General features: G+C 58.0%; 19 protein-coding genes and 1 riboswitch. Of the genes, 11 read left to right on the forward strand and 8 right to left on the reverse strand.

The genetic code is table 11. The annotated features are described in order from the left end of the window. Positions 1 to 29: 29 nt before the first annotated feature. Positions 30 to 2,564 (forward strand): excinuclease ABC subunit UvrA, encoded by a 2,535-nt coding sequence (locus tag QZH36_RS01980; protein ID WP_301729538.1) that lies wholly within the window; start codon positions 30 to 32, stop codon positions 2,562 to 2,564. A gap of 47 nt (positions 2,565 to 2,611) precedes the next feature. Here the strand turns inward: QZH36_RS01980 and QZH36_RS01985 are convergent, their stop codons facing one another. The 5 genes from QZH36_RS01985 to ltnD form a co-directional block, all read right to left on the reverse strand. Further along, positions 2,612 to 3,961: a GntP family transporter gene (locus QZH36_RS01985; protein ID WP_253454097.1), complete on the reverse strand. Its 1,350-nt coding sequence runs from the start codon at positions 3,959 to 3,961 to the stop codon at positions 2,612 to 2,614. A gap of 88 nt (positions 3,962 to 4,049) precedes the next feature. Further along, on the reverse strand, positions 4,050 to 4,835 hold the full coding sequence (locus QZH36_RS01990; protein WP_301729539.1) for an HPr family phosphocarrier protein: 786 nt from the start codon (positions 4,833 to 4,835) through the stop codon (positions 4,050 to 4,052). Next, the gene (gene otnC, locus QZH36_RS01995) at positions 4,835 to 5,461 is read right to left on the reverse strand and encodes a 3-oxo-tetronate 4-phosphate decarboxylase (RefSeq protein WP_253454101.1); all 627 of its coding nucleotides are present in this window, start codon (positions 5,459 to 5,461) and stop codon (positions 4,835 to 4,837) included. The genes QZH36_RS01990 and otnC overlap by 1 nt, the downstream gene beginning before the upstream one ends. Then, the gene (otnK, locus tag QZH36_RS02000) at positions 5,458 to 6,723 is read right to left on the reverse strand and encodes a 3-oxo-tetronate kinase (RefSeq protein WP_253454103.1); all 1,266 of its coding nucleotides are present in this window, start codon (positions 6,721 to 6,723) and stop codon (positions 5,458 to 5,460) included. The genes otnC and otnK overlap by 4 nt, the downstream gene beginning before the upstream one ends. Beyond that, on the reverse strand, positions 6,720 to 7,625 hold the full coding sequence (ltnD, locus tag QZH36_RS02005; protein ID WP_253454105.1) for an L-threonate dehydrogenase: 906 nt from the start codon (positions 7,623 to 7,625) through the stop codon (positions 6,720 to 6,722). The genes otnK and ltnD overlap by 4 nt, the downstream gene beginning before the upstream one ends. A gap of 255 nt (positions 7,626 to 7,880) precedes the next feature. Here ltnD and ygbI point away from each other — a divergent pair, with 255 nt between their 5' ends. The 5 genes from ygbI (at position 7,881) to mqo (ending at position 16,094) form a co-directional block, all read left to right on the forward strand. Beyond that, a complete protein-coding gene (gene ygbI, locus QZH36_RS02010) occupies positions 7,881 to 8,642 on the forward strand; it encodes a DNA-binding transcriptional repressor YgbI (protein ID WP_301250800.1) in 762 nt (253 codons plus the stop codon). A gap of 75 nt (positions 8,643 to 8,717) precedes the next feature. Continuing rightward, complete coding sequence (locus QZH36_RS02015) at positions 8,718 to 9,668, forward strand: Rpn family recombination-promoting nuclease/putative transposase (protein WP_301729540.1); 951 nt, start codon at positions 8,718 to 8,720, stop codon at positions 9,666 to 9,668. 193 nt (positions 9,669 to 9,861) lie between these two features. Continuing rightward, positions 9,862 to 11,646, forward strand: a complete 1,785-nt coding sequence (gene treZ / locus QZH36_RS02020; protein ID WP_301729541.1) for a malto-oligosyltrehalose trehalohydrolase — start codon at positions 9,862 to 9,864, stop codon at positions 11,644 to 11,646. Then, positions 11,643 to 14,156 carry a malto-oligosyltrehalose synthase gene (gene treY, locus QZH36_RS02025; RefSeq protein WP_301729542.1) on the forward strand — a complete coding sequence of 838 codons (2,514 nt, stop codon included), beginning with the start codon at positions 11,643 to 11,645 and terminating at the stop codon, positions 14,154 to 14,156. Before treZ ends, treY begins: the two co-directional genes overlap by 4 nt. Before the next feature lie 285 nt (positions 14,157 to 14,441). Next, on the forward strand, positions 14,442 to 16,094 hold the full coding sequence (mqo, locus tag QZH36_RS02030; RefSeq protein ID WP_253454115.1) for a malate dehydrogenase (quinone): 1,653 nt from the start codon (positions 14,442 to 14,444) through the stop codon (positions 16,092 to 16,094). Positions 16,095 to 16,250: 156 nt separating this feature from the next. Here the strand turns inward: mqo and QZH36_RS02035 are convergent, their stop codons facing one another. The 3 genes from QZH36_RS02035 to QZH36_RS02045 all read right to left on the reverse strand — a co-directional run bounded on the left by QZH36_RS02035 (position 16,251) and on the right by QZH36_RS02045 (position 19,789). Continuing rightward, a complete protein-coding gene (locus QZH36_RS02035; protein ID WP_253454117.1) occupies positions 16,251 to 16,451 on the reverse strand; it encodes a hypothetical protein in 201 nt (66 codons plus the stop codon). A gap of 269 nt (positions 16,452 to 16,720) precedes the next feature. Next, positions 16,721 to 17,146, reverse strand: a complete 426-nt coding sequence (gene nudI, locus QZH36_RS02040; protein ID WP_253454119.1) for a nucleoside triphosphatase NudI — start codon at positions 17,144 to 17,146, stop codon at positions 16,721 to 16,723. Positions 17,147 to 17,467: 321 nt separating this feature from the next. Next, entirely contained in the window at positions 17,468 to 19,789 is a 2,322-nt protein-coding gene (locus tag QZH36_RS02045; protein ID WP_301729543.1) for an FdhF/YdeP family oxidoreductase, read from the reverse strand. 181 nt (positions 19,790 to 19,970) lie between these two features. Next, a riboswitch (TPP riboswitch) is annotated at positions 19,971 to 20,073 on the forward strand. 45 nt (positions 20,074 to 20,118) lie between these two features. Here QZH36_RS02045 and QZH36_RS02050 point away from each other — a divergent pair. The 5 genes from QZH36_RS02050 (at position 20,119) to QZH36_RS02070 (ending at position 24,551) form a co-directional block, all read left to right on the forward strand. Beyond that, complete coding sequence (locus QZH36_RS02050) at positions 20,119 to 20,805, forward strand: TenA family protein (protein ID WP_301729544.1); 687 nt, start codon at positions 20,119 to 20,121, stop codon at positions 20,803 to 20,805. Then, positions 20,802 to 21,521, forward strand: coding sequence for an ABC transporter ATP-binding protein (locus tag QZH36_RS02055; RefSeq protein WP_301250808.1), 720 nt, complete (start codon positions 20,802 to 20,804; stop codon positions 21,519 to 21,521). The genes QZH36_RS02050 and QZH36_RS02055 overlap by 4 nt, the downstream gene beginning before the upstream one ends. After that, positions 21,518 to 22,264 (forward strand): ABC transporter permease, encoded by a 747-nt coding sequence (locus QZH36_RS02060; RefSeq protein WP_253454127.1) that lies wholly within the window; start codon positions 21,518 to 21,520, stop codon positions 22,262 to 22,264. Before QZH36_RS02055 ends, QZH36_RS02060 begins: the two co-directional genes overlap by 4 nt. A 19-nt stretch (positions 22,265 to 22,283) precedes the next feature. Then, the gene (locus QZH36_RS02065) at positions 22,284 to 23,216 is read left to right on the forward strand and encodes an ABC transporter substrate-binding protein (protein ID WP_253454128.1); all 933 of its coding nucleotides are present in this window, start codon (positions 22,284 to 22,286) and stop codon (positions 23,214 to 23,216) included. A gap of 114 nt (positions 23,217 to 23,330) precedes the next feature. Further along, positions 23,331 to 24,551, forward strand: coding sequence for a diguanylate phosphodiesterase (locus QZH36_RS02070; protein ID WP_301729545.1), 1,221 nt, complete (start codon positions 23,331 to 23,333; stop codon positions 24,549 to 24,551). The last annotated feature ends 40 nt before the right edge of the window (positions 24,552 to 24,591 follow it).

A 24,591-nucleotide genomic window follows, 5' to 3' on the forward strand; every position in this document is an offset into this window, starting at 1 on the left:
TCAGCCACATCAATTTTTACAGGGATACTATGACGCCGACCAGAACTGAACGCGCCGCTCAACAGAAAGTCGACAGCACTGACGTAAGCGTACACGGAGCGAGAACACACAATCTGAAAGATGTCTCACTCTCTTTCCCTCGCGATGCCATCGTCATCTTTACTGGCGTCTCCGGCTCGGGCAAATCCTCACTGGCTTTCGATACGCTCTATGCGGAAGCGCAGCGAAGGTATCTGGAATCCGTCGCGCCACACGTGCGCCACCTGATTGAGCAGGCTCCGGTGCCGGACGTGGACAACATCGACGGGTTGCCGCCGGCCGTCGCGCTCCAGCAGAGTCGCGCAGGCGCTCAGGAGCGCTCCACGGTAGGCAGCCTGACCCGTATTTCGGTCACGCTCCGCCTGCTTTTTTCCCGTGCCGGGCATTACCCTGAGGGGATCCCGTTTATGCCTGCCGAGGCGTTCTCGCCCAATAATCCGCAGGGTGCCTGTACGCTGTGTCAGGGCACGGGCAGGACGCATGAAGTGAAAGCCGATGCGCTGGTGCCTGATGAGTCGTTAAGTATTCGCGAAGGCGCGATAGCCGCGTGGCCAAACGGCTGGGGAGCAAAAAACCTGCGCACCATTCTTGAAATGCTCGACTACGACGTGGATGCGCCGTGGAAAACCTTATCGGCAAAGGACCGGCAGTGGATACTGTTTACCGATGAGCAACCCTCCGTGCCCGTGTTTCCGGATATGAATGCTAAGCAGCAAAAAGCGGCGATCGCGGCCGGGATGAAACCTGACTATACCGGCACCTACACCAGCGCCAAAAGATATCTGCTGCAAAGCTATGCCGGCGGAAAAGAGTCCGTTAAAAAGCGGCTTTCCCCCTTTATCGCCACGGCGCCTTGTCCCGCCTGTCAGGGGAAAAAGCTTAACCCAAACGCCCTGGCCGTCACCTTTGCCGGCTACGATATCGCCGGGATGGGCGAGCTGACCCTGACACAGCTGAAAACGCTGTTGCTGCCGTTTGCCGAGGGCGAGGCTGCTTCTTTGCCAAAGGAAACGGCGCTGCGGGAAGCCACCACAAGAATGGCGTCGGACATCTGCGGCCGTCTTGATCAGCTTGAGAAGCTGGGGCTGGGCCACCTTGCTCTGGGACGGCAGACCACCATGCTCTCTTCCGGAGAGCTTCAGCGGATACGGCTGGCGACCCAGCTTATTTCACAGCTTTTCGGGGTGCTGTACGTGCTGGATGAGCCTTCCGCCGGGCTGCATCCGGACGATGTGCAGGCGCTGCTGCATTCCCTGCGTTCGCTGCTGGAGGCCGGCAACTCGCTGGCGATTGTAGAACACAATCTTGATGTGATTGCCGAAGCCGACTGGCTGATTGAGGTGGGGCCAGGGCCGGGCCGCCAGGGAGGCGAAATCGTCTATAACGGTGTGCCGGACGGGCTGGAGAAAGTGACAGCGTCACGTACGGCGCCTTATTTGTTCAGCGAGCAGCAGCCGGGTTTACGCCAGCGTAACACCCCGGCCAGCTGGCTCAGGCTGGAACAGGTTAGCTGCAACAATATTTCCGCGCTTGATGTGGCCATTCCCCTTGAAAGCATGACCGTGATCACCGGCGTATCGGGTTCGGGGAAATCAACGTTGCTGACCCGCGTCCTGCCGGGCTTGCTGGCACGGCTGGATAACACGCCGGGGGATGAAGAGGCCGGGGAAGAAGACGAGACGTCAGATGTGCAGGGGAACATTGTTGCCGGAGGCGACAGCCTTAAAAGGCTGATCCGCATCGATCAGCGCCCTATCGGACGCACGCCTCGTTCCAACCTGGCAACGTACACCGGCTTTTTTGACACTGTGCGTAAGCTGTTTGCAGAAACCGACGAGGCAAAACGGCGAGGCTTTACCGCGAGCCGGTTCTCTTTCAATCTGCCCGAGGGGCGCTGTCCGGTCTGCGAAGGCCAGGGGCAAATCACCATTGAACTGATGTTTATGCCGGGCGTAAGCGCGCCCTGTTCCGCCTGCGGCGGCGCCCGCTACAACGAGGAAACGCTGAAGATACGGTGGCAAAACCGAACAGTTGCTGACGTCCTCGATCTGACCGTGGATGAGGCCGTTACCGTTTTTGAAGGCAATGACACCATTCAGCGTTCTTTAACGGCGCTTACCGCCCTGGGGCTGGGATACCTGAAATTAGGCCAGCCGGCCACGGAATTATCCGGCGGCGAATGCCAGCGCATCAAGCTGGCCTGGGAGCTTCAGCGCGCGCAGCGGGGGAAAACGCTTTATCTGCTGGACGAGCCATCTTCGGGCCTCCATCCTTCCGATACGGATAAACTGCTGGGCGTGCTGGATCGGCTGGTGCAGCGTGGCGATACCGTTATCATGGCCGAACATGATATGCGCATCGCCGCCGAGGCGGACTGGGTGATCGATTTAGGGCCGGGTTCCGGGAGTAACGGCGGCCGCGTCGTGGCGGCTGGAACACCTGAAACGGTCAGCCAGGCGGCTGAGAGCCTGACCGCGCCTTATCTGGCCAGCAAGCTGGAAAAAAGAACCGCCGATCCGCAGTAAGCCTTAAAGGAGGAAGGAAAGTACCCCTTCCTCCTTTATCACTCCGGTCAGACCAGCGCCCACACCAGCCACGTCAGCGCAAAGCCGCTCAGGCCCATCACCGTGGTTAACACCGTCCAGGTTTTCAGACCGTCGACCACGGACAGCCCCAGATAGCGCGTTACCACCCAGAAGCCCGCATCGTTCACGTGCGACAGGCCCAGCCCGCCAAAGCAGGCGGCCAGCGTCACCAGCACCCTGTCCATCTCGTTTGCGCCGCCCACCGCCGACGTCAGCAAGCCGCTGGTGGTCAGGATCGCTACCGTGGCCGATCCCTGCGAGGCGCGCAGCGCCAGCGACAGGATAAACGCCGCCGGCACCAGCGGCAGATGCAGCGTTTCCAGCGTTAACGCCAGCGCTTTACCTACGCCCGACTCTACCAGCACTTTGCCAAATGCGCCGCCGGCGCCCGCTACCAGAATTACGCTGGCCGATCCCGGAATGGCGCGGCCGGTCAGATCTTCCAGCTTGTCTTTGCTCCAGCCGCGACGCAATCCCAGCAGCCACGCGGCCAGCGCCAGCGCGATAAGTAACGCTATCGGCGGCGTGCCGATCACCGTCATCACCTTACGCAGCAGGCTCTCTTCCGCCAGCAGCGAATGCGCCAGCGTACCCAGCACGATCAGCGCGATAGGCACCACGATCAGGCCAGAAATCATCAGCGCGCCCGGCGTCTCGCTCTTTTTCTCTGCGCCTTCCGGCTTCGCCATTTGCAGGCTTTCCAGTACCTCCACCGACAGCTGGAAGCGCTGGCGATTCATCGCCTTCGCCACCAGGTAGCCGACAATGCCCACCGGGATCGAAATTACCAGGCCCAGCAGCATCAGCCAGCCCATATCAGTGTGCAGGATCCCGGCCGCCGCCGCCGGGCCAGGATGCGTAGGCAGCGCCACGTGCACCGTCAGCATGACGCCCGCCATCGGCAAACCGAACTTGATCGGTGAGACGCGCGCAACTTTGCTGAAGCCGTAGATCAGCGGGATCACGATAATAAAGCCGACTTCAAAAAACACCGGGATCCCCAGGATAAACGCCGCCATGGTCAGCGCCGCTACGGTGCGCCGGATGCCCAGCGTCTTGCTGAAACGCTGCGCAAGCGACTCTGCGCCGCCCGATGCCTCAATAATCGCGCCGAGCATCGCGCCCAGTACGATGATAATAGCGATATGACCGAGCAGCCCGCCCATGCCGCTCATAATGATTTCCATGATTTTTTCAGACGGAATGCCGGTGGCGATAGCGACCAGCAGGCTCACAATCAACAGCGCAACGAAGGGATGGACTTTGGCTTTAATGACCAGCAGCAGCAGAACAACGACGCTGGCGGTCGCGATGGCTAACAGCATAGCGGTGGACATGGTAATCCTTCTATTCTTATCGTTTTAACAGACCCGGTGCAGGTAAAGGGTGAGGTAAACCGGCGCGAAGGCGCCGGGTAACACAGGCTTAGCGTTTTTTCGCCCAGGGTTTAAACCAGCCAAGCCCGGCGAGCGTGCCGTTGCGTGGAATATATTCGCAGCCTACCCAGCCGTCGTAGCCCACTTCATCCAGCAGGGTAAACAGCCACGGGTAGTTGATTTCGCCCTCGTCCGGCTCGTGGCGATCCGGTGCAGAGGCGATCTGCACGTGACGATAGCGCCCAGCGTTTTCCCGGATCAGGTGGCTCAGGTTGCCGTCCACCATCTGCGCGTGAAACAGGTCGAGCTGGGTGAAGACGTTTGGCCGATCGATACGCGCCATCATCGCCAGCGTCTGATACTGGCTGGCATAGAGATAGTTGGGCTTGATTTTGGGGCCGAGCGCCTCCAGCAGGATGGTGATGCCGTGCGGCGCAAAACGGTCGGCCGCATAGTGAATATTGCTGATAAACGTCTGCTCGCAGGCCGCGCGATCCATGCCTTCCTGCACCACGCCAGCCATGATATGCACCTGCGAGACGTTCAGCGCCAGCGCATACTCCAGCGCGCTGTCGATATCGGCGCGGGCATCGGCTTCGCGCCCCGGGATCGCCGTTACGCCCCATTCTCCTGACTGCACGTCGCGCGGCGCGGTGTTAAACAGCACCAGCTTAAGGTTATGTTCATCCAGCCGCGCTTTTAGCTGTTGCGCCGGGTAGTCATAGGGAAACAGAAATTCCACGGCCTCGAAACCGGCGTCGGCCGCCGCGGCAAAGCGATCCAGGAAAGGCACTTCGGTAAACTGGGTGGAAATATTGGCTGCAAACTTCGGCATTATCGGCTCCTTAACTCGTCAACTTCGGCCTCGCTGAGGTAGCGGATCGCGCGGTCGCCCAGCGTGAAAATCAGGCGCGCCGTCTCTTCCAGCTCTTCCGTATTATCCGCCGCCTCGCGCAGCGAGCTGCCTACCACTACCGAGCCGTGGTTCGCCAGTAGAAAGCCGCGATAGCGCCCCGCCAGCGCGGCGAGATCGTCTGCCAGCCGCGTATCGCCCGGCCGGTAATAAGGCACGACAGGCACATCGCCGACGCGCATCACCACATAAGGCGTAAACGGTCGGATACAGTTCTGCCGATCCAGATCTTCCAGACAGGAGAGCGCGGTCAGATAGTGGCTGTGCAGGTGCACCACCGCTTTGCAGTCGGGATCGTTCAGATAAAGCGCCCGGTGAAAGGCGATCTCTTTGGAGGGCTTGTCGCCGGCGATCCATTCGCCCTGCGGCGTCACTTTAGACAGGCGATCGCCGTCCAGTTCGCCCAGACAGGAGCCGGTCGGCGTCGCCAGCAGATTACCGTCCTCCAGCAGCACAGAAAGGTTGCCGGCAGAGCCGGTAGCGTAGCCGCGCTGGAAAAAAGAGGCGCCCAGCTTCACCATCTCCTGGCGGGCCTGTTGTTCTGTCATGATGAAAACTCCGTTTGCGCGCGGCGGAAAAACTGCTCGTCGCCAAAATTGCCTGACTTCAACGCCAGCGACAGCGGCTGATGAATATCCCTTACCCAGGGCACGCCGGGGGAAATGGTCGGGCCGATATGGAAAGCGGTCACGTCCAGGCTCTGCGCCACCACGCCGGAAGTTTCGCCGCCCGCTACGATAAAGCGTTGCCAGCCGCGCGCCTTCAGGTTGCGGGTCACGGCGGCGAACAGGGTTTCTACCGCCTCGCTGCTGCGCTGTGCACCGTATTGCTGCTGAATAAGCTGTAGCTGTTGCGCATCCGCCGTGGCGTAAAGCATCGGCGCCAGCGGCCGAGCGTTTTGATCGGCAACCCAGTCGGCAAGCTCGCGGGCATAGTCGTCTACATTGTCCAGACAGCGGCTGACCTCTACTTCACGCGCGGGCGCCTGCTGACGATAGGCGTTGACCTGCCGGTTGGTCATCTGCGAGCAGGAGCCGGAAATCACCACCGCGCGCTCGCCGCGTGGACGCCCTGCCGTTTCGGCCTCGTTACCAAGGTTTTGCGTAGTAGCCCACTGGCGCGCCAGCCCGATAGCCAGGCCGGAGCCGCCGGTGACCAGGCGCATCTCGCGCAGCGCCTCGCCCTGGGTCAGTAAATGCTGTTCGCTGAGCGCATCCAGCACCACATAATTCACCCCGGCGGCCTTCAGCTCGCTTAGTTTTTCGCGCACCGCTTCGGCACCGAGGTCCAGCGTGGCGGCGGCAATCAGGCCCGCTTTGCCCTTAGCCTGACGCGCCATCAGGCGCAGCAGATTGCTGTCCGTCATCGGCGTGACCGGATGATGACGCATCCCCGACTCCGACAGCAGCTGTTCGCCGACAAACAGATGGCCCTGATAGACGGTGCGGCCGTTCACCGGCAGCGCCGGACAGATAGCCGTCTGCGTTTCGCCAAGCTCATATAGCAGCGCGTCGGTGACCGGGCCGATATTGCCTTTCTCCGTACTGTCGAAGGTGGAGCAGTATTTAAAATAGAAACGATCGCAGCCCTGCTCCCGGAGCCAGCGCAGCGCGGCCAGCGACTGGTCAACCGCCTGCTCAACCGGGCAGGAGCGCGACTTCAGGCTGATAACGATCGCCTGTGCGGCAAGGCTTTCCTGCTGTTCAGGCACGCCGTTAAACTGGATGGTGGCCAGGCCGTTCTGCGTCAGAAAGCTGGCGATATCGGTCGCGCCGGTAAAGTCGTCGGCAATCACTCCTAAACGCGTCATGCCTGCTCCTTGCCCTGAGGCAGCGTGATACCGCTGAAAATCTTGATCACCGCGCTGTCGTCTTCACGGCCATAGCCGGCGTTGCTGGCTTCGGTAAACATGTTCAGCGCGGTAGAGGCCAGCGGCAGCGGAAACTGCAGCGCTTTTGCCGTCTCGGCCACCAGGTTGAGATCTTTCACAAAGATATCGACTGCGGATTTCGGGCTGTAGTCGCCGTCGACCACGTGGCGCATCCGGTTCTCAAACATCCATGAGTTGCCCGCCGCATTGGTGACGACCTCATACATGGTATCCAGTGGGATACCGGCGCGGGCGGCCATCGCCATCGCTTCCGCTCCCACCGCGATATGCACGCCAGCCAGCAGCTGATGAATAATTTTTACGGTGGATCCCAGGCCAATTTCGCTGCCGACGCGGTAGACTTTTGCCGCCACCGCCTCCAGCACCGGCTGCAAACGTTCAAACGCGGCATCGCTGCCGGAGGCCATCACCGTCATCTCACCGGTTGCCGCTTTGGCCGCGCCGCCGGAAACGGGCGCGTCCAGCATCAGCAGCTGATGCTGCGCCAGCCGCTGTTCAATCTGCTGCGCGTCCTGCGCAGAGATAGTGGACGACACCATCACCACCGTGCCCGGCTTCAGCCTGGCGGCCAGGCCGTTATCGCCGAATAAAATAGCGTTAACCTGTTTAGCGTTGACCACCAGCAGCAGCACGGCCTCAAGCTGATCGACGAACCCGTCGGCGGCGGTTTGCGCATCGCGGGCGCCCGCCTGGCGCAGCGTTTCCAGCGCCGCTGGATTAAGATCGACGCCCCAGGTGTTCAGCCCCGCACGAATGCAGGAGGCGGCTGCACCCATCCCCATCGACCCTAAACCGATTACGCAAACGTTTTGAATTGGCACCGTGGCCTCCGTTGTTAAATTAAGTGATTATTTGTTCAATGTTGTTAATCGTGCCAGCTTATCGGATGAATAAATGTGCCGCGCATCACAAATTGAAGGCGGCGAACAAAAAAGAACATTTCTTCACAAGCGCTGTCAGCACTGAATCTTGAGGCGAAAAGGCGGAACCACACCGCAGAACCGGCAAATTTTCTATTCGCGCGGCCATCCCTTTCCATTACAATGTGAAAAATTGATAATTTCACAGGAGCAGACGTGATCCCGGTTGAACGACATCAGCAGATCCTGGCGATGGTGGCCGAACGCGGCGTGGTGAGCTTTTCGGAACTGAGCGAACGGCTGGGCGTATCGCATATGACCATTCGACGCGACGTGCAGAAGCTGGAGGAACAAGGCGCGCTGCTGGCGGTATCCGGCGGCGTGCGTTCGGCGGAACGGCTGGCGGCGGAACCGTCGCACCAGACCAAAACCTCGCTCTATAATGCGGAGAAAAATGCGATTGGCCGCCGCGCCGCGCAGCATATTCCCCGCAACAGCTGTATTTATATTGATGCGGGCACCACCACGCTGGCGCTGGCCGGCGAGCTGCTGGATCGCGACGACCTGCTGGTGGTGACCAACGACTTTATGGTGGCGGCCTTGCTGATGGAGAAAAGCCGCTGTCGGCTGATCCACACCGGCGGCACGGTATGCCGCGAAAACCGTTCTTGCGTCGGGGAAAGCGCGGCGCGCAGTCTGCGCCATCTCGCTATTGATATCGCTTTTATCTCTGCATCCTGCTGGGGGCCGCGAGGCCTCTTTACCCCGGACGAGGACAAGGTCACGGTAAAGCAGGCGGTGTGCGACGTCAGCAGCAAGCGCGTACTGCTCAGCGACAGCTCCAAATACAATAAAATCGCCACGTTTATGGCGCTGCCGCTGGAGATCTTCGACACCATCGTCACCGATAGCCGCCTGAGTGCTCAGGCGCGCGAAGCGCTGGGCGAAGGAAACTGGAAGCTGGCTCTCGCGGATTAACCTGCGTGGCGGTCAGGCGGCGGTTGTTCCGCTATAGTGCGGCCAAAGGAAAGCCGGACAGCAGTGGAGGCTGGTATGCCCGCCAGAAAAAGGAAAAAAATCACCCGCACGCCGCACGATGCGGTTTTTAAGCAATTTCTGACCGATCCCGCTGTCGCGAAAGATTTTATGGCGCAGCATCTGTCCGAGTCGGTGCGGGCCGCCTGCGATTTTTCGACTCTGCGGCTGGCGTCCGGCAGCTTTGTTGAAGAGAGCCTGCGCGCCTGCTTCAGCGATGTGCTTTATAGCCTGAAAACCGCCGGCGGCGACGGCTATATTTATGTGCTGATTGAACACCAGTCGACGCCCGATCGTCATATGGCCTTCCGGCTGCTGCGCTACGCGGTTGCCGTGATGCAGCGCCATCTGGACGCCGGTCACACTAAGCTGCCGCTGGTGATCCCGGTGCTGTTTTATAACGGCAAACGGTCGCCCTATCCTTTTTCGACCCACTGGCTTCATGGCTTTACCGATCCCGATATGGCGGGCAGGATCTATGGCACCCATTTCCCCCTTGTCGACGTCACGGCGATCCCCGATGACGAGATTGTGCATCACCGGAAGATGGCGGCGCTGACGCTGGTACAAAAGCATATTCACCAGCGCGATATGACGGACCTGTTGGACAGGCTGACCGCGTTGATTTTAGCGGGAGATCTCACAGAACAGCATTTGATTTCACTGGTAAACTATTTATTGCTTGCAGGTGAAGCTTCAGACGCAAAGGTATTTGTACAGCAGCTGGCACAGCGCGTGCCGCAACACGAGGAGAAACTGATGACTATCGCACAGCAGCTCAAGCAAACAGGCGTTCAGGAAGGGATGAAAATGGGCGTCGAAAAAGGAATGCGTAAAGGAATGCGGCTCGGTCGAAAAGCGGAGGCGCGCAATATCGCCCGGGCGATGCTGCGGCAGGGATTTGACCTTCAGGCCGTGGCAACGCTAACCGGGCTGAGCAAGGTTGAACTGGCGCAGCTTTACCCGTGATTTTTCCACCAGGCCTGTAATAAGCACGTCCGGGCCGTCGCCAGGCCCGGCAAAACCCAACCTCATCCTGCTTTTTGCGCCCTGCCGCATACCCTTCACTTTCTACGCAATAGTCTATGATTTCTTCAAAGCTTACATCGCACTCCTTGCGATGTCGTCTATCGCTCACCGCTGTGCTTAAAGAGGCTATTGAATGGGATCCGGAACATTTAGTAAGAGCTGGGGGGCCGAGTATGTGGCCGACGGTAAGATTCGTTTTCGCCTTTGGGCTACCGGGCAAAAAAGCGTCACGCTCAGGCTGGCCGGAAAAGATATGGCCATGTCCGCCAGCGGCGACGGCTGGTTTGAGGCGGAGGTTAGCGAGGTAGCGCCCGGCGCGGAATACAACTTTGTGCTTGCCGACGGCATGGTGGTGCCGGATCCGGCATCGCGTGCGCAAAAGGCGGACGTTAACGGCCCCTCTGTGGTTATCGATCCCGCAAGCTATAGCTGGCAGCATGAATGGCGCGGTCGTCCGTGGATTGAAACGGTGGTGTACGAAATGCATATCGGCACCTTTACCCCGGAAGGCACCTTTCGGGCCGCCATAGAGAAACTGCCTCACCTGGCGGAGCTGGGTATCACCATGCTGGAAGTGCTGCCCGTTTCGCAGTTTGGCGGCAATCGCGGCTGGGGCTACGACGGCGTGCTGCTTTACGCGCCGCACTCCGCTTACGGCACGCCGGACGATTTCAAAGCCTTTATCGACGCCGCGCACGGTCATGGCCTGTCGGTGGTGCTTGATATCGTCCTGAACCATTTTGGCCCGGAAGGCAACTACCTGCCGCTGCTGGCGCCTGACTTCTTTCATAAAGAGCGCATGACTCCCTGGGGAGCCGGAATCGCTTATGACGTCGCGGCGGCTCGCGACTATATGGTGGAAGCGCCGCTGTACTGGCTACAGGAGTACAATCTGGACGGGCTGCGTTTTGACGCCATCGATCAGATTGAAGACACATCGGAAAAACATGCGCTGATCGCTATCGCCGAACGTATTCGTGCAGAAATCACCGACCGGCCGGTTCACCTCACCACCGAGGACAGCCGTAACGTCATTTTCCTGCACCCGCGTGAAGAGGACGGCAGCGTGCCGCTGTTTACCGGCGAGTGGAACGATGATTTCCATAACGCCATTCACGTTTTCGCCACCGGCGAAACCCACGCCTACTATCGCGACTTCGCTAACGAGCCGGAAAAGCTTATTGCGCGCATTCTGACGGAAGGCTTCGCTTATCAGGGCGAAGTCTCGGCGCAGTCGGGTGAAAAACGCGGCGTGAAAAGTTCAGGTCAGCCGCCGGTCGCTTTTGTCGATTTTATTCAGAACCATGACCAGACGGGCAACCGCGCCCAGGGCGACAGGCTGATCCAGCTGGCGGGCGCCGATCGCACCAAAGTGCTGCTGGCCACGCTGCTCTGCTCGCCGCATATTCCCCTGCTGTTTATGGGCGAAGAGTACGGCGAAACCCGGCCTTTCCTGTTCTTTACCGATTTCCACGGCGATCTGGCTAAAGCGGTGCGCGAAGGGCGCGCGCGTGAATTCCAGGGCCATGCCGGACATGAAGACGAAAGCGTGCCCGATCCTAATGCCAAAAGCACGTTTGACGCCTCAAAGCTGGACTGGCAAAAAACGCAAAGCCCGCAGGGACAGGCGTGGCTGGCATTGACCAAAGAGCTGCTGGCCGTGCGGCAGCGCTATATCGTGCCGCTGCTCACCACTGCAGGCGGCAACAGCGGCAAAGTGCTGCAAACCGCCGCCGGTTTCGTCGCTGTCAGCTGGACGTTCCCTCAGGGCATGCTGTCGATCGCGCTGAATATCGGCGAGAAAACCCAGCCCGTGCCGGACATGCCGGGCGAGACGATTTTTAGCTGGCCGCAGGCCATCACCGAGCTGCCCCAGCATGCCATCCTTGTTCGCCTTGCTCCGGGAGAAACCGCGTGACTATTCCAGCCTCGACCTACCGTATCCAGTTCCGCAGCGGCATGACTTTCGATCGGGCCGCCGCGCTTGTTCCCTATCTGAAACAGCTGGGCATTAGTCATCTCTACGCGTCGCCCATTTTTACCGCGCTTTCCGGCTCTACCCACGGTTACGATGTTATCAACGCCAATGAAATCGATCCGGCGATTGGCGGCCGTGAGGGCTTCGATCGTCTGGTGAAAACGCTGCAACAGGCTGGCCTGGGGCTGATCATCGATATCGTGCCGAACCATATGGCCTCATCGCTGGAAAACGCCTGGTGGCGCGACGTGGTAGAGCACGGCGAAAACAGCCGCTACGCCCACCATTTTGATATCGACTGGTCACGTCGTCTGACGCTGCCTTTCCTTGGCGATGATTTTGAGGTGGAGCTTGAAAACGGCGCTATCGCGGTTAAACCCGATCCGCAAACCGGGAAACCGGCGCTGGCTTACTACGAACATTTCTATCCGCTGACGCCTGCAAGCTGGCAGGATCGGGCGGAGGCGGTGCTGCAACTCACCGACAAAGCCGATATCGCTGCGCTGCACGACAGCCAGCCCTACAGGCTGATGTCCTGGCGGGACGCGCCGCGCGACCTCTCCTTCCGCCGCTTTTTTGAAATCACGGGGCTGGCCGGCGTGCGGGTGGAGGATAAGGCGGTGTTCGATGATGCGCACCAGCTGATCCTCGAGCTGGTGCGCAGCGGCGCGGTGCAGGGCCTGCGCGTTGACCACGTCGACGGGCTGGCCGATCCTAAAAGCTATCTGGAACGGCTGCGTCAGGAAGCCGGACCGGATTGCTATATCACGGTAGAAAAGATCCTGGCTAAGGGCGAGCATCTGCCTGCCGACTGGCCTGTCTCCGGCACCACTGGGTATGAATTTATTGCTTCCCTGTCCGAAGCGCTGGTGGACGGCAAACATATTCGTCAGCTGCGGCAGGCCTATGAAACGCTGCTGGGCAAGCCGGTTGACGTGCAGGCGGAGCTGCGCGCGGCCAAAATGCTGATGGCGACCCGCAACTTCGCCGGTGAAGCGACCAGGCTTTTGCAGCTTGCCACCACTATCGCCGCCGCCGATAACGAGCCGCTGGAAGAGAAAGCGCTGTTGACGGCGCTGCGGGAGCTGCTGGTCGCCTTCCCCGTTTACCGCACTTACGGCACAACAGAGGGGCTGCCGCCCGAAGATGCCGACCTGCTGCTGAAAGTAGCGGACGAGGTGCGCCAGGGCGTTAAGGCACCGGATCCCGAGGCGCTGGGCTTTTTAACGCGGATTATGGCGGGCGAAGTTTCCGCTGCCGCCAGTGACGACGCCGCCAGCTTCCGCACCCGCTTCCAGCAGCTGACCGGGCCGCTGATGGCAAAATCGGTCGAGGACACGCTGTTTTTCCGCCTGCATATGGCGCTGGCGCTGAATGAGGTCGGCGCGGAGCCGATGCCGGATGACTTCTCGCCGGAACGTTTCCACCAGGAGATGCAGGAGCGGCTGGCCCGTCAGCCGGACGCCCTTTCCGGCACCTCTACCCACGACACCAAGCGTGGCGAAGATGCGCGAGCGCGCCTCTATACGCTGAGCGAAGCGCCGGAGCGCTGGGCGGAGTGCGTCTCTCGCTGGCGGCAAGGCAACCAGTCTCAGGTGGTGCAGCTTAAGGACGGCCCTGCGCCAAAACCCGCCGTGGAGTGGATGCTGTACCAGTCGCTGGCGGGCGCATGGCCCACCGATCTGGCGCCTGATGATGCTGAAGGCCTCAAGGCGCTGGAGGAGCGCTTTACCGGCTTTGTAGAAAAAGCGCTGCGTGAGGCGAAGCTGCGCACCGACTGGGCCGACAGCAACGAAACCTATGAAAATGCCGTGCTCGACTATGTGCGTCATCTGCTGTCGCCCGATAATCAGGCTTTTTTGCAGGACTTCACCGCGTCGCTCCAGCCCTTTATCCACGCAGGCCTTGTTAACAGCCTGACCCAGACGGCCATCAAGCTGACCGCACCGGGCGTGCCGGATATTTATCAGGGCAGCGAAACGCTGGATCTGAGCCTGGTGGATCCCGACAACCGTCGCGAGCCGGATTTCGCCGCGCTGGAGCAGCTGTTAAATCAGGTTGAGCAGGTCGATCCCGCTAATGAAGCGCACTGGCTGGACGGTCGCCTGAAGCAGCAGCTGATTGCTAAAGTGCTGCCCCTGCGTCAGCAGCTGCCGGATCTGTTTCGTAAAGGCGACTATCTGCCGCTGAGCGCCACGGGTCAGCAGGCGGAGAACGTGCTGGCTTTTGGTCGAGCCAACGACGAGGCGGCGCTGATTGTGATCCTGCCCCGCCTTGTGTTTAACCGATTGCAGGAGGCGCACTGGGCGCCGGCGGAAATCGCCCTGCCGGAGGCGCTGGCTGGCCGACGCTATATCAATCTGATCAGTGGCGCAGAATCTGCGCTGGAGACAAGCTTTAGCCTGGCGGGAGGCGATCGGCGGATGCCGGTTATTCTGCTTAGCCGGTAAAGCTGACTCTACAGCACAAGGACGTGCTGCTGTAACTTATCCCTATAGTTAACGCTGGTATTACGGAAGCTGCCGCTAATTTGCATTAACGCTTGCCGAAAGCGGCATGTCTGAACCATCTCGTAACAGATGCTCCGCTTTTTCCTGCCCATTTGTAACTAAATTAACTAAAATATGACATTTTTTAGTTTTGTAACTAAAAACACATACAATCTGCCATAACAATATTTTAATATTTATGGACACTTTTTAACTAATGTCAAATCCCGACTATCGACACCTGCCATGATTAAATCAAAAAAACTGATTACCTCAGTTTCGCTGTCTGCGTTACTGATTTCTACAGCGATCCATGCTGAAACTGCACCAGAGAAAACCGACGTTCTGCTGATCGGCGGCGGCATCATGAGCGCCTCGCTGGGCACGATGCTGGAAGACGTTCAGCCAGACTGGAAACAGATTATGGTTGAGAAGCTCGACGGCGTCGCCCTTGAGTCTTCCAACGGCTGGAACAACGCCGGTACCGGCCACTCCGCCAATATGGAGCTGAACTATACGCCTGAGCGTGCCGACGGCACCATCGACGTCAGCAAGGCGCTGGAGATCAACGAAGCCTTTATGATCTCTCGCCAGTTCTGGACTTCTCAGGTGAAAAACGGCGTGCTGAACAACCCGCACTCCTTTATCAACTCTACGCCGCACATGAGCTTTGTCTGGGGCGACGACAACGTTGAGTTCCTGAGCAAGCGCTATGCTGCGCTGCAGAAAACCACCCTGTTCCAGGGCATGAAGTTCTCTACCGATCAGGATCAGATCAAACAGTGGGCGCCGCTGGTTATTGAAGGCCGCGATCCTAAGCAGAAAGTCGCGGCCACCTGGACGCCGGTAGGCACCGACGTTAACTACGGTGAGATCACTCGTCAGCTGACCGCCAGCCTGAAGAAAAACAGCAACTTTAAGCTGGAAACCTCTTCAGAAGTGACCGACTTTAAGCGTAACAGCGACAACTCCTGGCACGTGACCATCAAAGACGTGAAAAACGGCGGCGAACGCGCGATTGACGCGAAATATGTCTTTATCGGTGCTGGCGGCGGCGCGCTGAAGCTGCTGCAAAAAACCGGCATTCCGGAAGCGGACAACTATGCAGGCTTCCCGGTTGGCGGCTCTTTCCTGGTCACCGAGAATCCGGCCATTACCAGCCGTCACCTGCAAAAAGTGTACGGTCAGGCTTCCGTAGGCGCACCGCCAATGTCCGTTCCGCATATCGATGCGCGTAACCTGGACGGTAAGCGTGTGGTACTGTTTGGGCCGTTCGCGACCTTCTCTACCAAGTTCCTGAAAAACGGTTCGCTGTTCGATCTGCTGAGCACCACCACCACCAGCAACTTTATGCCGATGACCCACGTGGGCATGGATAACTTTGACCTGGTGAAATACCTGATTGGTCAGGTCATGCTGAGCGACGACGACCGTTTTGCCGCGCTGAAAGAGTACTATCCGGACGCGAAGAAAGAAGACTGGAAACTGATCCAGGCGGGTCAACGCGTGCAGATCATCAAGAAAGATGCGGATAAAGGCGGCGTGCTGAAGCTGGGTACAGAAATTGTGACCGATCAGCAGAAAACCGTGGCGGCCCTGCTGGGCGCATCGCCAGGCGCTTCGACTGCGGCACCTATCGCTATCAACGTGATGAAGAAGCTGTTCCCGGAGCAGTTCAACTCGCCGGAATGGCAGGAAAAGATCCATAAAGTGGTGCCAACCTACGGCCAGACGCTGAACGGTAACACCGAGCTGACGCAGCATGTCTGGGATGACACCGCGGCCACGCTGCAGCTGACCAAGCCACCGGTTATCAAGATGCCTGCTCAGGAGCCTGCGCAGTCCACCATTACTGGCCAGGCTGAGAAAACGCCAGCCCAGCACGATATGGCGCTGTAAATCCTGTTTCCCGCGCCGGATGGCGCGGGGATCTTTTCAATGATGTGTTTAACAAAAATGCTGATTGATCGCCTCCTTAAACTATTCTGATTATTTTGCCGAACGTCCCTGAATCCCATTTTCAATAGTATCGATTAAACACCTGGATTTTCTCTTTTAACTCCACCAGCCTAATGATTTTCCCAAAACGTACAGCGCGTTTCCTAACGCTGCGCCTATCGCACCGCTTTGCCAGCCATCATAATCTTTAATTCCGCCGCGGGTTGTTAGCGTTGTTTCGGTTTCAGTCAGGCCACTGGTAATGCTATCGCTTCCTCCGTTTACGTAAATTAACTCTGAAGCATCAAGTTCTCTCATAGAAGTATCCTTCAGGCTGATGGCAACCAGCAGGTATAATGTTCGAAAGAGACACTATCCCTGCGTCTGCGCGCAAAAGCGCCTGTAGCACAGGCTATCGGGAAATTAAGAAAGCCTGTTGAAAGAAAAAGTAGTGGTGAAAAATCAGTTTGTGAAGCAAGCGAAAGTAAAAATTTTAGTTAAGGAAATATTTAACAGATAATTTTGATTTTAATCAAAAATAAGGGGGCTCACATCCTAATAAACCGGGCTAGCGGCCGGGCAGGCCGCTAAATAAGCCCCTTGTGGGCAAATGTGATACGAGTCGCTTCATTCAGATCCATAGCTTTTAAGGTTTCAGGGGGGACCCATGCGATTTCCTGAAACTCCTCGTTAAAAGTAATATTTCGATTAGTACTGATGCAGTCAAATATAAGATAAATCATATAAATTTCTTCAGTTTTGCCATCCGGGTACGTTTTGGTTCGGATGTCATCACGAAAAGTCCAGGGCTGAATATCTGTGATGCATAGCTCCTCGCCTAACTCTTCATTTATTTCGCGCCTCAGGGCTTCTTCCAGTGTTTCGCCCGCCTCCATCCCTCCACCAGGCAAGGCCCACTGCCCCGGAAAAACACCACGATCCGCAGCCATTTTACAAAGCAAATACTCACCTTCGTTTTGAATCACAGGACATACGATTATCCTCTGCCGCATTTTATTTCCTTAATATCGCTATTTATCCATTAAAGTATCAGGAGGTTTTAACATGTTATTGACCTCAACTTAGGTCAGTTTTCCGAAAGGCTATCCGTAATTTCCCGTTTTGATATCTATGCGATTTTATCCGAGTTATGTTCTTTATTACTCTGTGCTGATTACTCGTTTTATTACTGCGGATATTCGGGAAGCTCAGTAACCTCGCAGGAGAAAGGATTGCGTGCTCAGGGTACGCTCAGCTGAAGCAATTTTAAAGCCATTACGTTTATTTTTGCGGGGTCAGGAAGAAAAGGAGAGGTCGCCCCCTCCTTCCCATTTTTAGCGCAGCGTGCCCGACGTTTCGGTCGCTTCTGCGTGCTCCAGCGCGACAGGAATGCTTTTATAAGCCGGAATACCGCTTTCGGTATCGAAGCTGTCCAGCGGCACCAGCACGTTGGCTTCCGGATAGTAGGCCGCGACCGAGCCAGGCGCCATGTCGTAAACCACTATCGTCAGATTATCCAGGCGTCGCGAGGTCTGCTTGCCGTCCGGATCGAGCGCCACCATATGCACCTTGTCGCCGACCCGCAGGCGGCGTTTTTCTGCCTCATCTGCCGAGATAAACAGCACGTCCCGCCTTCCCGTCACGCCGCGATAGCGATCGTTCAGCCCGTACAGCGTGGTGTTGTACTGATCGTGACTGCGCAGCGTCGTCAGCACCAAATCGTGGCACTTCAGCGAACGAGGATCCTCGTTAATGCCCTGCATGCTCTTAAACTGCGCTTTACCCGACGGCGTCAGCCATTTGCGTTCCGACGCGGCGTTGTAAAGACGGAAGCCGCCCGGCTGTAGGATCTTGCGGTTAAAATCCTCAAAGGCCGGGAAAACGGCTTCGATAGCCTGGCGGATAAAGCTGTAGTCGCCGATCATTCTGTCCCAGTTCACCTTAGTGTTGGGCAGCGTGGCTTTCGCCAGACCCGCTACGATGGCCGGCTCCGACTTCAGCCATTCCGAAGCGGGCTTCAGCGAGCCGCGCGAGGCGTGCACCATCGACATGGAATCTTCCACGGTCACGCTCTGCTCGCCCGATGCCTGCCTGTCGATTTCGGTTCGGCCAAGCACCGGCAGCAGATAGTTATGTTTGCCCAACAGCAGATGCGAGCGGTTCAGCTTGGTCGCCATATGCACCACCAGATCCAGCTTGCGCATCGCCTCGAAGGTTTGCTGCGGATCGGAGATCGCCTCCGCCAGGTTGCCGCCCAGGCAAAGCAGTGCTTTGGAGTGGCCGTCGCGGATCGCCTGAATAGCCTGCACCGCACCGTGTCCATGTTTCTGCGGCGGCTTAAAGCCAAACACTTTTTCCAGGTTGTCCAGCAGCGACTGCGGCGGGATTTCAGTAATGCCGACGGTACGATCGCCCTGTACGTTAGAGTGGCCGCGCAGTGGGCAGATGCCCGCGCCTTTCTTGCCGATATTGCCACGCATCAACAGCAGGTTAGCGATTTGCTGTACATTTTGCGTGCCGTACTGGTGCTGGGTGATACCCATGCCGTAACAGATAATGGTTCTTTCTGCTTTGGCATACAGGTGGGCAATATTCTGGATCTCTTCAAACGTCATACCGGAGACTTTCAGAATATGCGGCCAGTCGGTGGCATCCAGGTCCGCCTTCAGGGCGTCAAAACCTTCGGTATGTTCGCTGATAAAGCTTTCGTCCAGCACGCCGGGCTCTCCGGCCGCCAGCGCCCGCTCGTGCATCACCAGCAGACACTTCATCACGCCTTTCAGCATGGCGGCATCGCCGCCAACGCGCACTTTGTAATAGGTAGAAGCGAGCGTGGTGGAGCTGAGCGACAGCATTTCTACCGGGCTTTGCGGAGAGGTAAAGCGTTCAAGCCCTCTTTCCCGCAGCGGATTGATCGCCACGATGGTTGCGCCGCGTTTGGAGACTTCACGTAGCGTACCCAGCATGCGTGGATGATTAGTGCCGGGGTTATGGCCGATACACAGCACCAGATCGCAGTGATCGAAATCTTCCAGTTCGATGGTGCCTTTGCCTATGCCGATGGACTGCGGCAGGCCGACGCTGGTCGGCTCATGGCACATATTGGAGCAATCCGGGAAATTATTAGTGCCGTATTCGCGCGCGAACAGCTGCCAGAGAAACGCTGCTTCGTTAGAAGCGCGGCCTGAGGTATAGAACTCCACGCTATCCGGATCTTCGTAGCTTTGCAGCTTTTCGCCGATTTCACGGAAGGCAGTTTCCCATTCTATAGGCTGATAGGTATCGGTGGCCGCATCGTATTTCATCGGGTGAGTCAGACGGCCTTCGCCTTCCAGCTCAAAAGCGTTGCGTTGCCAAAGCTCACTGACGGTATGGGCAGAGAAAAATTCCGGCGTGGTGCGCTTGCTGGTGGCTTCCCAGGAAACGGCCTTGGCGCCATTTTCGCAAAATTCAAAGGAGGAACCGTGCTGAGGATCGGGCCACGCGCAGCCGGGACAATCGAAGCCCTGCGGCTGGTTGACTTTAAACAACGCGATCACGTCCTGTTTGACCGACATCTGGCCGCGGATCGCGTCGGCAACGGCCTTTAACGCTCCCCAACCCCCCGCTGAACCACCGTAAGGCGCTATTCCAATAGTCTTATTTTGTTGTTTCATACGACTCCGCATCACATTACAAACCAGTTTTTAGCTTAGAACAGCATGCGGCTTCCGACCGGTTTTTTGCTTTCAGAATGTTACCGAATGGCGCTATTAATAACCCATAGCGGCCAGCGACCTGAATCCACAATGGTGCTGAGCCTGCGCATTGTAAACAGAAAGTAAATACCGTATAACAATACGCACCGAGGGGTGTCCTGTTACGGGCTGAGATGGCGCAAGCCGAACCCTTTGAACCTGATCTGGGTCATGCCAGCGAAGGGACGGCTGAGCCAGATAACGCACGTTCCCGCGCCTGACCGGATCTCAAGTATTGAGGAGGTTCCGTGTTTGACGGTTTCTACGGACGGCTGCGTCAACAGACCGGCGATCGCTGGCTGCACTATATCCATCACCCTTTTGTTCGCCAGCTGGCTGACGGCACCCTGCCTGCGTCGGCTTTTCGCCGTTACCTTATCCAGGACTATCTGTTCCTTATCCATTTTGCCCGCGCCTACGCGCTGCTGGTCAGCAAATTTCAAACGCTGCCGGAGATGCGTGCGGCAATCCGCTCGCTGAACGCCATCGTCGACGAACTGCCGCTCCACGTGCGCTACTGCGCGCAGTGGGGCCTGACCGGGAAGGCGATGGCGACGGAAACCGAGGCGCCAGAAACGCTAAATTATACCCGCTATGTGCTGGATATTGGTCACGCGGGCGACGCGCTCGATCTGTTGACCGCCCTAATGCCCTGCGTGGCTGGCTATGCCGAGATCGGCGTCGGCTTGCTGAACGATACGCAAACCGTATTGACCGGCAATCCCTACGCGCCGTGGATTGAAAACTATGGCGCTCCGCTTTACCTGAGCGGCGTGCAGGCTTCGCTGACGCTGTTTGAAAACCTGGCCGCCCAGCGCGGCGGCGCGAGCCGCTTTGAGGCGCTGGCGGGAATATTCGCCACCGCGACACGGCTGGAAACGGCATTCTGGCAGATGGGGCTTGATGCTGCCTGCGCTACGCCGGAAGCGCGATGACGCCGGGTATAGAGGTGAAGGCGGTCAGCCTGCATTTTAGCGATCGTACGTTATTTAAGCAGCTGAGCTTTACGCTGGCAGGTGGCCGCTTTACTTCTCTGCTTGGCCCCAGCGGCGTCGGTAAAAGCAGCCTGCTGAAGATCATTGCGGGGCTGCTTGCACCCTCGACAGGATCGGTGCTGGGTAGCGATGGGCTGCCGGTTGCCGGACGCATCGCCTGGATGGGACAGCGGGATCTGCTCTATCCGTGGCTTAGCGCGATCGACAATGTCGCGCTGGGTGCGCGTTTACGCGGCGAGAAAGCTGACAGACAATGGGCAGAACATCTGCTTGAACGCGTGGGCCTGGCTGGCAATGCCGGCGCGCTGCCCGCCACGCTGTCGGGCGGGATGCGTCAGCGTGTCGCGCTCGCCCGGACCTTGTACGAGCGACGGCCCATTGTGCTAATGGATGAACCCTTTTCCGCTCTTGATGCCATTACCCGCGCCCAAATTCAGGCGCTGGCCGCAGAGCTGCTGGCCGACTGCACCGTGCTGCTGATTACGCACGATCCAGTAGAAGCCTGTCGCCTCAGTCATCGCCTGCTGATCCTTTCTGCTGCCGGGCTTAGCGAGCTTCCTGAGCTGGCTGGTCAGCCGCCGCGAGCGCCCGACGATCCCAATTTATTGCGTAGCCAGGCGCAGCTTATGCGCCAGCTGACAGAGGACATGGCATGAATGCAGCAACGATACGCCGTGGCGTCACGGTATTTGTCGGGCTGATGGCGCTGTGGCAGCTGGCCACGCCTGGCAGCATCCCGGCTTTTCTGTTGCCCTCGCCCATCGCCGTGGCTGCGGCTATGCGGGATAACGCTGGCTATCTCGCTTACCACACGCTTATTACCGCTACTGAAATCGCCGGCGGGCTTATCGCGGGCGTGCTGCTCGGCGCCCTGCTGGCGCTGCTGATGACCTTTTCGCCCGGCCTGCAACGCTGGCTGATGCCGCTGGTATTGACCAGCCAGGCGATCCCCGTGTTTGCGCTGGCGCCGCTGCTGGTGCTCTGGTTTGGCTTCGGCATCAGCGCCAAAATTGTGATGGCGATCCTGGTGATTTTTTTCCCGGTTGCCTCCGCTTTTTTTGATGGCTTACGGCGGGTCGAACAGGACTATCTGGATCTGGCGCGCACGATGGGTGCCTCTTCCGCTTCGCAGCTGCGGCATGTGCGGCTGATGGCGGCGCTGCCGGCCTTTGGCTCAGGGCTGCGGATGGCGGTCGCCGTCGCGCCCATTGGTGCGATTGTCGGCGAATGGGTGGGCTCCGCCGAAGGATTGGGGTTTGTAATGCTGAATGCTAACGCGCGAATGCAGAGCGATCTCTGCTTCGCCGCCCTGTTTGTGCTGGTAGCCATGACGATTGCGCTCTGGCTGAGTACCGATATCCTGCTGCGCCGCCTGATCCGCTGGTCGCCGGAGCGTTAATCACCGTAAGGACAAGATAATGAAAAAAGCTTTAGTTTGTGGGCTGGTGGTAGCAACGTTATCTCCTTTCACCAGCGCGGCGCAAAAGCTGACGCTGATGCTGGACTGGTATGTTAATCCCGATCACGCGCCGATTATGGTGGCGCAGCAGACTGGCGCGTTTAAGGCTCAGGGGCTGGATGTGACGATTATTCCGCCTTCCGATCCGGCGTTGCCGCCACGTCTGGTCGCGGCCGGTAAGGTGGATCTGGCGGTGACCTATCAGCCACAGCTGCACTTTTTTGCCGACCAGGGCTTACCGCTGGTACGCGTCGGCACGCTGATTGATTCCCCGCTCAACACGCTGATTACGCTTGATAAAAGCGTGCATTCTCCGGCAGACCTGCAAGGGAAAACGGTGGGGTATTCCGTCAGCGGCATCGAACAGGCCACGCTCGCCGCTATGCTGCAGCACGACCAGCGGCAACTCAGCGACGTTAAGCTGGTTAACGTCAATTTTCAGCTGACCAGCGCGTTGCTGACCGGCAAAGTTGATGCGGTCATCGGCGGCTACCGTAATATTGAAGCGCTGGAAGTGAAGCTTCAGGGCAAAGATCCCGTGGTGTTCAACGTCGAGGACTACGGCGTGCCGGCCTATGATGAGCTAATTCTGGTGGCGAATCGCGATAGCCTGAACAAACCCGCTATCAAAAAGTTCCTGATAGCGCTCAAGCAGGGCAACGACTACTTGCAGGCCCATCCTGAAGAAAGCTGGCGGGCATTCGCTAAATTGCATCCTGAGCTGAACACCGGGCTGAACAGACAGGCATGGGTAAAAACGCTGCCGCTGTTTGCCCGCGACCCGGCCCGCCTGGATCGCCAGCGCTATCGGCAGTATGAAACTTTTCTTTTTAACCATGGGCTGATTAAAAAAATTACGCCGGTTAACGACTACGTCGTCGAAATCCAGTAAGCTCGCGGGCTGACGCCACAAGCTGAATTTTAATCGATTTCAAATTGCGCTGGACAACACCGCAAAGGCATCTGGTAAGGTATGCATAAAATAGCGAAAAATCTGGAAGCCCCCATGCTGTCAACCATCATCTATCGTAGCCATATTTCCGATGACGTCGCGTATAAGACGTTGGGGAAACTGGCCGAACAAGCCAATCAGGTCAACGAATCACACAGTGTGACGGGCATTTTATTGTTCAACGGCACCCACTTTTTCCAGGTGCTGGAGGGCCCGGAGGACGCTGTGTCCGCTATCTATGAGGAGATCTGCAACGATCCCCGGCACCATAATCTGGTAGAACTGATGCGCGATTACGCGCCCGCCAGACGTTTTGGCAATGTCGGCATGGAACTGTTCGACCTGCGTGAATACGACCCGGAAAACGTGCTGCAGGCCGTGCTCGATAAAGGCACCTCTAAGTATCAGCTGACTTACGACGATCGCGCATTGCAGTTCCTGCGCGTGTTTGTCGACGCCACCGAACGGGAAAACTATTTTGAGATCCCGCCGGGCGACTCCTGGGAGTTCGTTGTCGATCGCGAGGAAGCGCTGCCCCGCGAGGCCGTTCCCTCGGCCACGGCCGACTACAGCTTCGCTTTTCAGCCGATTATCGATCCGCTTTCCCGCCAGATCGTGTCGCTTGAGGCCGTTATGCGCCCAACGTCGGGTATGTCGGCGGCCGATTATCTCGCCGGGCTGCCGCGCAGTGAAAGGTATAGCGTCGATCTTAAATCCAAACAGCACGTTTTTGCGATGGCGAAGCAGCTGGGCATTAATGGCCTGACGCTGTCGATCAACCTGCTGCCGATGTCGCTGGCGATTGTGCCGGATGCGGTCGATTTCCTGCTGGAGGCGATCCATGCTAACGGGCTGGTGCCTGAGCAAATCGTTGTTGAGGTCACGGAGAACGGCACGGTATTCCGCGCGGACGAATTCGAGGCGGCGATTAAAAAACTCAAGGCTTCCGGTATCAGCCTGGCGATTGATGGCTTTGGCGCCGGTTCTGCCGGGCTGGTGCTGCTGACCCAGTTTCAGCCTGACAAAATCAAAATCGATCGCAACATCATTGCCGACGTGCATAAAAGCGGCCCGAAACAGGCTATCGTGCAGGCGATTTTGAAATTTTGCTCCTCTTTGCAGATCGCTGTGATTGCCGAAGGCGTTAACAAGCCCGAAGAGTGGATGTGGTTGGAGTCGGCAGGCATTTGCAACTTCCAGGGCGCGCTGTTCGCGCCGTCCACGCTGAACGCTTTCCCTGTCGTGGCCTGGCCGGAAAAACTCGAAAACGATTAACCTTCGGCCTGCGAACCGGCAGCCCATGCCGCCGGTTCGT

This window comes from Erwinia wuhanensis (genome assembly GCF_030484085.1).
GTDB lineage: Bacteria > Pseudomonadota > Gammaproteobacteria > Enterobacterales > Enterobacteriaceae > Erwinia > Erwinia aeris.

Coding starts and splice junctions, on each gene's coding strand:
- QZH36_RS01980 (WP_301729538.1), top strand. CDS start 30: ATGACGCCGACCAGAACTGAACGCGCCGCTCAACAGAAAGTCGACAGC.
- QZH36_RS01985 (WP_253454097.1), bottom strand. CDS start 3,961: ATGTCCACCGCTATGCTGTTAGCCATCGCGACCGCCAGCGTCGTTGTT.
- QZH36_RS01990 (WP_301729539.1), bottom strand. CDS start 4,835: ATGCCGAAGTTTGCAGCCAATATTTCCACCCAGTTTACCGAAGTGCCT.
- otnC (WP_253454101.1), bottom strand. CDS start 5,461: ATGACAGAACAACAGGCCCGCCAGGAGATGGTGAAGCTGGGCGCCTCT.
- otnK (WP_253454103.1), bottom strand. CDS start 6,723: ATGACGCGTTTAGGAGTGATTGCCGACGACTTTACCGGCGCGACCGAT.
- QZH36_RS02015 (WP_301729540.1), top strand. CDS start 8,718: ATGCCCGCCAGAAAAAGGAAAAAAATCACCCGCACGCCGCACGATGCG.
- treZ (WP_301729541.1), top strand. CDS start 9,862: ATGGGATCCGGAACATTTAGTAAGAGCTGGGGGGCCGAGTATGTGGCC.
- mqo (WP_253454115.1), top strand. CDS start 14,442: ATGATTAAATCAAAAAAACTGATTACCTCAGTTTCGCTGTCTGCGTTA.
- QZH36_RS02035 (WP_253454117.1), bottom strand. CDS start 16,451: ATGAGAGAACTTGATGCTTCAGAGTTAATTTACGTAAACGGAGGAAGC.
- nudI (WP_253454119.1), bottom strand. CDS start 17,146: ATGCGGCAGAGGATAATCGTATGTCCTGTGATTCAAAACGAAGGTGAG.
- QZH36_RS02045 (WP_301729543.1), bottom strand. CDS start 19,789: ATGAAACAACAAAATAAGACTATTGGAATAGCGCCTTACGGTGGTTCA.
- QZH36_RS02055 (WP_301250808.1), top strand. CDS start 20,802: ATGACGCCGGGTATAGAGGTGAAGGCGGTCAGCCTGCATTTTAGCGAT.
- QZH36_RS02060 (WP_253454127.1), top strand. CDS start 21,518: ATGAATGCAGCAACGATACGCCGTGGCGTCACGGTATTTGTCGGGCTG.
- QZH36_RS02065 (WP_253454128.1), top strand. CDS start 22,284: ATGAAAAAAGCTTTAGTTTGTGGGCTGGTGGTAGCAACGTTATCTCCT.
- QZH36_RS02070 (WP_301729545.1), top strand. CDS start 23,331: ATGCTGTCAACCATCATCTATCGTAGCCATATTTCCGATGACGTCGCG.